This window comes from Shewanella sp. S1-49-MNA-CIBAN-0167, assembly GCF_040310145.1.
GTDB classification, from domain to species: domain Bacteria; phylum Pseudomonadota; class Gammaproteobacteria; order Enterobacterales; family Shewanellaceae; genus Shewanella; species Shewanella psychromarinicola.
Genome location: NZ_JBEOPO010000515.1, coordinates 1 through 232, shown reverse-complemented (window position 1 = coordinate 232; position 232 = coordinate 1). Strand labels below are relative to the sequence as shown.

The window sequence follows — 232 nt, the reverse complement described above, 5'->3', positions numbered from 1 at the left end:
CTGCAGTAGTGCGCCATATCATCAATAGCACTCAAGATAGCGTCATTAATGTGGATAAACTGACCTATGCAGGTAATCTTGAATCGTTAGCGAGTATAGCGTCAAGTGATCGATATGTTTTCGAGCAAGTCGATATTTGCGATCGTGCGGAATTAGACCGAGTGTTTAAACAGCATCAGCCAAATGCCGTAATGCACCTAGCAGCAGAATCTCATGTTGATCGCTCCATCAC

1 protein-coding gene is annotated in these 232 nt (G+C 44.0%); it reads left to right on the top strand.

Annotated features, from left to right (window positions below; all coding sequences use genetic code 11):
* Positions 1–232: GDP-mannose 4,6-dehydratase (locus AAEZ00_RS22230; RefSeq protein WP_351090220.1), on the top strand; the 232-nt coding region annotated here is incomplete at both ends.